The organism is Marinobacter sp. (assembly GCF_052091845.1).
In the GTDB taxonomy this organism is placed as follows: domain Bacteria; phylum Pseudomonadota; class Gammaproteobacteria; order Pseudomonadales; family Oleiphilaceae; genus Marinobacter.
The window spans coordinates 41,513-48,636 of sequence record NZ_JBQDCO010000027.1; the positions used below are offsets into that span (position 1 = coordinate 41,513).

Annotated in this window: 7 protein-coding genes; 1 reads left to right on the forward strand and 6 read right to left on the reverse strand. The window is 53.1% G+C overall.

Annotation, left to right across the window (positions count from 1 at the left end; translation table 11 throughout):
• Positions 1 to 40: 40 nt before the first annotated feature.
• The 5 genes from purC to ACTHYN_RS10285 form a co-directional block, all read right to left on the reverse strand.
• On the reverse strand, positions 41 to 754 hold the full coding sequence (gene purC, locus ACTHYN_RS10265) for a phosphoribosylaminoimidazolesuccinocarboxamide synthase (protein ID WP_441812355.1): 714 nt from the start codon (positions 752 to 754) through the stop codon (positions 41 to 43).
• Between the two features lie 46 nt (positions 755 to 800).
• Complete coding sequence (gene bamC / locus ACTHYN_RS10270) at positions 801 to 1,928, reverse strand: outer membrane protein assembly factor BamC (RefSeq protein ID WP_441812356.1); 1,128 nt, start codon at positions 1,926 to 1,928, stop codon at positions 801 to 803.
• Positions 1,929 to 1,975: 47 nt separating this feature from the next.
• Positions 1,976 to 2,854, reverse strand: coding sequence for a 4-hydroxy-tetrahydrodipicolinate synthase (gene dapA / locus ACTHYN_RS10275; RefSeq protein WP_441812357.1), 879 nt, complete (start codon positions 2,852 to 2,854; stop codon positions 1,976 to 1,978).
• 65 nt (positions 2,855 to 2,919) lie between these two features.
• The gene (locus tag ACTHYN_RS10280; protein WP_441812358.1) at positions 2,920 to 3,999 is read right to left on the reverse strand and encodes an AI-2E family transporter; all 1,080 of its coding nucleotides are present in this window, start codon (positions 3,997 to 3,999) and stop codon (positions 2,920 to 2,922) included.
• A 15-nt stretch (positions 4,000 to 4,014) separates the two neighbouring features.
• A complete protein-coding gene (locus ACTHYN_RS10285; protein WP_441812359.1) occupies positions 4,015 to 4,242 on the reverse strand; it encodes a sulfurtransferase TusA family protein in 228 nt (75 codons plus the stop codon).
• A 170-nt stretch (positions 4,243 to 4,412) separates the two neighbouring features.
• Here ACTHYN_RS10285 and ACTHYN_RS10290 point away from each other — a divergent pair, with 170 nt between their 5' ends.
• Entirely contained in the window at positions 4,413 to 5,888 is a 1,476-nt protein-coding gene (locus tag ACTHYN_RS10290) for a M48 family metalloprotease (protein WP_441812360.1), read from the forward strand.
• Between the two features lie 2 nt (positions 5,889 to 5,890).
• Here ACTHYN_RS10290 and nadA read toward each other — a convergent pair whose 3' ends face one another.
• Positions 5,891 to 6,952, reverse strand: a complete 1,062-nt coding sequence (nadA, locus tag ACTHYN_RS10295; protein ID WP_441812361.1) for a quinolinate synthase NadA — start codon at positions 6,950 to 6,952, stop codon at positions 5,891 to 5,893.
• Positions 6,953 to 7,124: the final 172 nt, after the last annotated feature.

The following is a 7,124-nucleotide window of genomic DNA, read 5'->3' on the forward strand; positions in this document are numbered from 1 at the left end:
CATCTATACCGTTTTATCTGTTTGGATTTATCGTAAGTGGTCAATCGAAGTTAATGCCAAGACGGCGGCCAACTTCCTCATAGGTTTCGATAACGTCGCCCAGCCCGTGGCGGAAGCGATCCTTGTCCATCTTTTTCCGGGTTTCCTTATCCCAGATACGGCAGCCGTCTGGGCTGAATTCATCGCCCAGAACAATTTCCCCGCCGCTGCGCCCGAACTCCAGCTTGTAATCCACCAACAGCATTCCTGCGTCATCAAACAGGTTTTTAAGCACGGTGTTTACTTTGTAGGTCAGCTCCTTCATACGTGCAAGCTCGTTTGCGCTGGCCCAACCAAAGGTCACTGCCAATGACTCGTTAACCATAGGGTCGTGCAAAGCATCGTCTTTCAAAAACAACTCATAGGTTGGCGGATTAAGTTCCTGGCCTTCCTCTACACCAATTCGCCGACACAAACTGCCAGCTGACACGTTACGCACCACGCACTCTACCGGAATCATATCGAGCTTTTTAACAAGTGCCTCAGTAGCAGACAGTTCGCCTTCAAAGTGTGTAGGTACGCCGGCCGCTTCCAGCCTTTCCATGATGAAGCCGTTAAAACGATTATTCACCCTGCCTTTGCGGCTTAGCTGTTCCGTTTTTTCACCGTCAAATGCCGAGGTATCATCACGGAAGACAAGAACAAAACGATCAGGATCGTCCGTATAGAACACAGATTTGGCTTTGCCGGCGTAAAGTTCTTCGCGCTTTTCCATTATAGTCTCCGAAATGGAAGCCCACATTACGGGCGCCCTTTCAATATCAGTATAGGTAGTCGAACAGCTTTGTGAGCAGATCCTCAGCACGCTTGTCACCGGCGTAGCCTTCGGCCTCTTCAGCGGTAACCTGTACCCGGCCATCGCGATCAGACAAATTGATCGTATGCGTATGACGAGCCTTCTCTTTGTCGCTGAACCAGCTAAACCAGCCCGGGTCGCGCTCCTCGGCAGTGCGCGCGTCGACAAACAGCCAGCCTTCGCTGCGGTTGAGATCAACCACCTCGATATGCGACTCGGTAATAGACCGGTTAACCTCAGCCCAGGAGCGACCGTAATCGAGATCCATCTGGATGGATTGGGCTTTGTCGCCCTCACTAACAAGCTTAACCAGAGGTTTGGCAACCATTCCGGAGGCTGCGCGAGAGAAGGACTTATTCTCTTCACGGGCCTTCAGGAACTCACCCAACCCGGCTAGCAGTCGTTTTTGCAGCGCCAATTGCTCGGCTGTAGGTTCTGATACACCACGCCAGGAAATCAGCTCATCAGGCCAGGCTGCGCCTTCCGTCGCCGGGTTCTGCGATGTAAGCTTCCGAACCTGGATTTCGGTCGTTTTACGGCGAACACCTGGTGCAATGCGAACCTGCAGAACGACCTTGGGTTCTGCGGCAGTCGCTTCAGCCGGCTCGCTGGGAAGCTCAAGCAGCTCCCGGGCGCGCATACTGAAGTTGGCCAGCTCACTTTGCAGAAGACCCAGCTGTGGGTTGTCGTGGGCAACACCCAGGCCCTGGTCATTCATATAAGCCGTTACGGCAGGCCAAATACGACCAGGCACATCGTTTACCAGCAACCAAACCCGGTTATCGAGCTCTTCAACCACATAGTTCTCTTCGAGAATTTCCGAGGTCATATCCGGTGGCCGGGGAATATCGGATGGATACATTTTGCTGGCATCCGCCGAGTTTATCTGGCGAACGGGCATTATCTGAGAAAAGCGAGACGAATCCGCTTTCTCTGGCAGCTCCAGAGAATCACCCTCTTTTTCGTTCACATAACGTTCAGAACGATCTTCCAGAACGCCACAGCCCGACGTCGCAACAGCGAGCAACAGTCCGGAGGCAATAGCCAGGGGGCGAAACGCAACAAACTTACGGGTTCCTGAAAGAACCGGCATCGGCTTACTCTCTGTATGGGACGGTTTCACGATTGGCATCAACAAACTCAGAGTACACCTGAGGCTTTCATAGCTTCTTCAAGCTCGGCGTGAAACTTTTCGCTGAACGGGGTCAGCGGAAGCCGGATACCTTCTCCTATCATGCCCATACGCTGAAGCGCCCATTTAACCGGAATAGGGTTAGCCTCCAGGAACAGCTTTCGGTTCAAAGGCATTAGCAGCTCATTCAACCGCTCTGTTTCTTCCTGGTTGCCTGCGGTGGCCGCTGCACACAACTCGGCCATACCTTTCGGTGCCACGTTAGCAGTCACCGAGACATTCCCCTGCGCGCCTGCCAGCATCAGATCAGCGGCGGTGGCATCATCACCCGAATAAACAGCCAGTCGGCCATCAAGCGCTTCTATCAGTTCTGCACCCCGGGGAATATTGCCGGTGGCATCCTTTATGGCAACAATATTCGGAATATCGGCCAGGCGTAAAACGGTTTCATTAAGCATGTCGCAAGCGGTTCGCCCGGGTACGTTGTAGAGCATCTGACTAAAACCAGGCACGGCTTCTGCAATGGTTTTATAGTGCTGGTAAAGGCCTTCCTGCGTTGGCTTGTTGTAATAAGGTACAACCAGCAAACAGGCGTCTGCGCCGAGCTTATACGCTTCTGTGGTTAGCTCTATGGCCTCACGGGTGCTGTTGCCACCACTGCCGGCAATGACAGAGATCCGCCCGTTAACCCGTTTAACGATGTGACCAATTACCCGGCAGTGCTCTTTCTGATCGAGCGTTGCAGATTCGCCAGTGGTCCCAACAGCCACAATACCGTTGGTGCCGTTCTCAATATGAAAATCCACCAGCTTGTCCAGATCCTCCCAGTGAATGTCACCGTTTGGATGCATGGGCGTGACCAGTGCGACAAGGCTACCCGTAATCATAAAAGCTCCGTCCGAATAAAATGGATATGGTAATGTTGGGCACTAACTGACACAAGGAAATTAAATTACACCTCATCCGGAGCCGTTGAGGCAACAGGCCTCTTTACTGGCCAGGCAAAAAACACGGCTTTCAACATGGTCGCCAGCGGAATGGCAAAGAAAACACCCCACAAACCCCAGATCCCGCCAAAGAATAGCACCGAAATGATAATGACAACCGGGTGCAGGTTGTTCACCTCCGAGAACAGTACCGGAACCAACACGTTGCCATCCAGCGCCTGAATCAATCCATAGACAACCATCACCCAGATAAAATGGCTACCCCAGCCGAAGGCAAATAGCGCAATCACTGCAACCGGGATGGTTACCACGGCCGCGCCGATGTATGGAATGACAACGCTCAGGCCCACCAGCAGCGAAAGCAAGGCTGCATAGGGCATGCCCATAAGCTTGAGCGCGACATAGGTTGCGCCGCCAACGATCAGAATCTCCAGGGCCTTGCCCCGCACATAGTTGGCACACTGCAAGTTCACCTCATGCCAGATTTGCAGCATCATTGGACGTTGCGGCGGTAACAGCTTGGAGATAGCGCCAAGCAGAACTTCCCGGTCTTTCAGAAAGAAGAACACCAGAATGGGCACAAGCACAATGTATATCAGCAATGCGACCAAATCGGGGATACTGGACAGCGAAAAAGACACCAACCACTGGGTCATCTGCCCTACTTCCGTATTCACCTGGTCGTAGAGATTGCTCACTGTTTGGGTTGAGATAATGTGCGGATACTCTTCGGGCAGCAGCTCCAAATAGGATTGCAACTCACCGATAATGCGCGGGGCCTCGCCTGCCAGGTTGCTGACCTGAGTCCAGATCAGTGGCAACAGGCCGAAGATGAACCCTACCAGCACGCCAAGAAATACTAAAAACACCCCCAGTATGGCTATGCCCTCTGGCACGCCGAGGGTGTTAAGCCGGGTAACCAGGCCCTGTAGAATAAACGCGACGATAAGAGAGGCAATCGCCGGAGCAAGTATGGCACCAAACCAGATGACAAAAATGGTGCCGATCACCAGAATCAGGAAAAGAATGACGGCTTCGTCGTCTGAAAAGTATTTGTGCGCAAGACCGCGTAAAATTCTGACCATTAAGGACTCCGGAAATTAGCCGCCGCACTTTATCACAAAGCAGTACTGACCATCAGTTTCTGAGGAATTCACCAGGCAGTGGCGGGATAGCGCCAAAAAAGCCGGAATATCACGAGCGGAGCCCGCGTCAGTGGCAATCACCTCAAGCATTTCGCCGGGAGACATACCATTAAGCGCCAGTTTTGTTTTCAGCAAGGGCATTGGGCAGCGAAGCCCTGACGTATCCAGTGTACGATCAGCCATATAAAAGATGCACCATTACAAGACATGGAATTCGCAAGGCGGCATTATGCCCCCAGTGATACGGTATTGCATCACAATACCTGTTAATCCGCAGATCCGGGGTTTTAACGGAACTTCGATTGTAATCTGCTGTAACAGAAGTGATTGAAATCAGGAGCACACAGCATTACATGATTAACGTTCTTATAACATTTTACGGTTACCGAAAGCTCTCGATAGCGGTAGCTTTTGCTTTTTTGCTGGCCTCAAGCTCCTTTTCTGCAGCACAGGAGGTCGGTCTGCCGAACATCGGGGGCACGGGCGGTGGCCTTATATCCGGCCACCAGGAGAGCGATATCGGGCAGCAGGTTATGGTTTCGATTCGCCGGTCGGCTCCACGCATAACCGACCCGTTAACCTACGACTATCTGAGCTCCGTTATTTATCGGCTCGTACCCTCTGCCCCACTGGAAAACCGCAATCTCACTCTTGCCCTGATAGACAGTCCCGCTATCAACGCGTTTGCAGTACCAGGGGGTATTGTTGGCGTAAATGGCGGGTTGTTTCTTAACGCTGCCACAGAGCAGCAATTTGCATCGGTACTAGCCCACGAGCTTGCTCACCTGAGCCAAAGGCATTTTGCTCGCCGGCTGGAGCAGCAAGAAACCAGCGCACCGCTAACCATCGCCGGAATGATCGCTGGCATTGTGCTTTCCGCAGTTACGCAATCCGATATTGGCATTGCCGCCATTGCCGGCACACAGGCTTTTGCCATACAAAATATGTTGGCATACAGCCGTTCCCACGAGCAGGAGGCAGACCGGGTTGGGCTGGATATCCTGGCAACCGCAGGCATGGACCCTCGGGGAATGCCTGAAATGTTTGAAATCATGATGCGACAAAACCGGCTGCAGGGGAACAATATGCCGGAGTACCTCTCAACCCACCCTCTTACCCAGAATCGTGTAGCAGATACTCGAAACCGTGCGGAGCAATATCCCGAAAAAACCATTCGAGACGCGCAGGAGTACCATTTGATACGTAGCCGCCTGCAGGTGCACTACGCGGCTTCGCCAGACATTGCTGTGGATACTTTTGAAAGCCATCTGGAGAAACCGGAAGCACAAGGCAACGAGGCTATTCGCTACGGCCTGGCATGCGCTTATCTGAGTAACAAACAACCTGAAAAAGCCGCGGGCATCATCAACGAGTTGCTAGCCAATAACCCCGGACGGATCACTTTTAAGGTCACACTGGCGGAGATTCGGATTCAGGAGAAAAAGCTCAGTGAAGCGCGATCATTGCTAAAAGAAGCGCTAAGCCGAAATCCGGATAACTATCCTATTACCTCCAGCCTTGCAGATGTGGAGATTGCCGCGGGCAATGGCACTCGGGCTGCAGAGTATCTTAAACAACTGGCTCGCAGAATGCCGCAGCAAGAGTCACTGTGGCTACGCTTGGCAGAGGCCGAAGGCATGGCCAGAAACATTGTGGGAGTTCACCGCGCCCGGGCAGAATACAACGCCCTTATGGGGGACCTGGAATCGGCCCAGAGGCAGCTACGGCAAGCTCAGGAGAAACTGCCAGCAGGCTCAGCCCAACGGCAGGTAGTTAGTGAGCGGCTGAGCGAGATCACCAGCCGCCTTCAAATGCGCAGAAACAGCTAGCCTCAGGCGTTACCGGCCGCTTTCAGATTCATCCCGGAGGTGAAATCCAGCATGCGCCTCAATGGCCTGAGCGCGGCCTCCCGGGTGTCTGAATCCACGAACACTTCCTGATCACCATTCTCAATCACCTGAAGCAGGTTTTCCAGGCCGTTCATGGCCATCCATGGGCACTGAGCGCAGCTACGGCACGTAGCACCATCACCAGCGGTAGGCGCTTCAATGAGCGTCTTGTTGGGCGCTAACTGCTGCATTTTATAAAAAATGCCATTGTCTGTAGCGACAATAAACTGCTGGTTTGGCAGGTTTTGCACTGCATGAATCAGCTGCGACGTTGAGCCAACTACGTCTGCCATTTCAACCACGGCATCTGGAGATTCCGGGTGAACCAGAATCGCCGCGTCCGGATAGAGAGCCCTGAGATCCTCCAAGCCACGATATTTGAACTCTTCATGCACAATGCATGAGCCGTCCCACAGCAGCATATCTGCGCCGGTGGTTTTTTGTACGTAATGCCCCAGATGCTTGTCGGGGGCCCATAAAATTTTCTCTCCCCTGGCGTCAAGGTCCTCTACGATTGCCTGGGCACAGCTAGACGTTACCACCCAGTCTGCCCGGGCTTTTACAGCGGCAGAGGTGTTGGCATAAACAACAACAGTGCGGTCACTGTGCTCATCGCAATAGGCCTGAAACTCGTCAGCAGGACACCCGACATCCAAAGAGCAGGTTGCCTCAAGAGTGGGCATCAACACCCGCTTTTCAGGATTCAGGATTTTGGCGGTTTCACCCATAAAGCGAACACCGGCCACAACCACGGTCGACGCGGGATGCTGGTTCCCGAAACGAGCCATTTCAAGGGAATCTGCGACACAGCCGCCACTTTCCTCAGCAAGCCGCTGAATGTCGGGATCTACGTAATAGTGCGCCACAAGTACGGCGTCTTTTTCCTTGAGGGCAGCCTTTATACGGGCTTCAAGCTGCGCCTTCTCGTCAGCGCTAAGAGGCTTGGGCTCCGCCGCATGGGCCAAGTGTTCCTGAACAAGGATTCGGTCTTCAGCTTTAGTCATGTACGGATACTCTCAGTTACTTTCTGCCCCGAGTATATCATTTCAAACACGGGTAGCACTGCATGGACAATACTGCGCCGGGCAAATACGGCTTTTCTGACGGCTAAATGAACAGGTATCGAGTAGGAGGGGGAGTTGCCTCCCCCGTCCTCTCACACCACCGGGCATACGG

What these genes read in the sequence shown, in the direction of transcription:
- ACTHYN_RS10285 (WP_441812359.1), bottom strand. Translation starts at nt 4,242, where the DNA reads ATGGCTGATCGTACACTGGATACGTCAGGGCTTCGCTGCCCAATGCCC.
- ACTHYN_RS10290 (WP_441812360.1), top strand. Translation starts at nt 4,413, where the DNA reads ATGATTAACGTTCTTATAACATTTTACGGTTACCGAAAGCTCTCGATA.
- purC (WP_441812355.1), bottom strand. Translation starts at nt 754, where the DNA reads ATGGAAAAGCGCGAAGAACTTTACGCCGGCAAAGCCAAATCTGTGTTC.
- bamC (WP_441812356.1), bottom strand. Translation starts at nt 1,928, where the DNA reads ATGCCGGTTCTTTCAGGAACCCGTAAGTTTGTTGCGTTTCGCCCCCTG.
- dapA (WP_441812357.1), bottom strand. Translation starts at nt 2,854, where the DNA reads ATGATTACGGGTAGCCTTGTCGCACTGGTCACGCCCATGCATCCAAAC.
- nadA (WP_441812361.1), bottom strand. Translation starts at nt 6,952, where the DNA reads ATGACTAAAGCTGAAGACCGAATCCTTGTTCAGGAACACTTGGCCCAT.
- ACTHYN_RS10280 (WP_441812358.1), bottom strand. Translation starts at nt 3,999, where the DNA reads ATGGTCAGAATTTTACGCGGTCTTGCGCACAAATACTTTTCAGACGAC.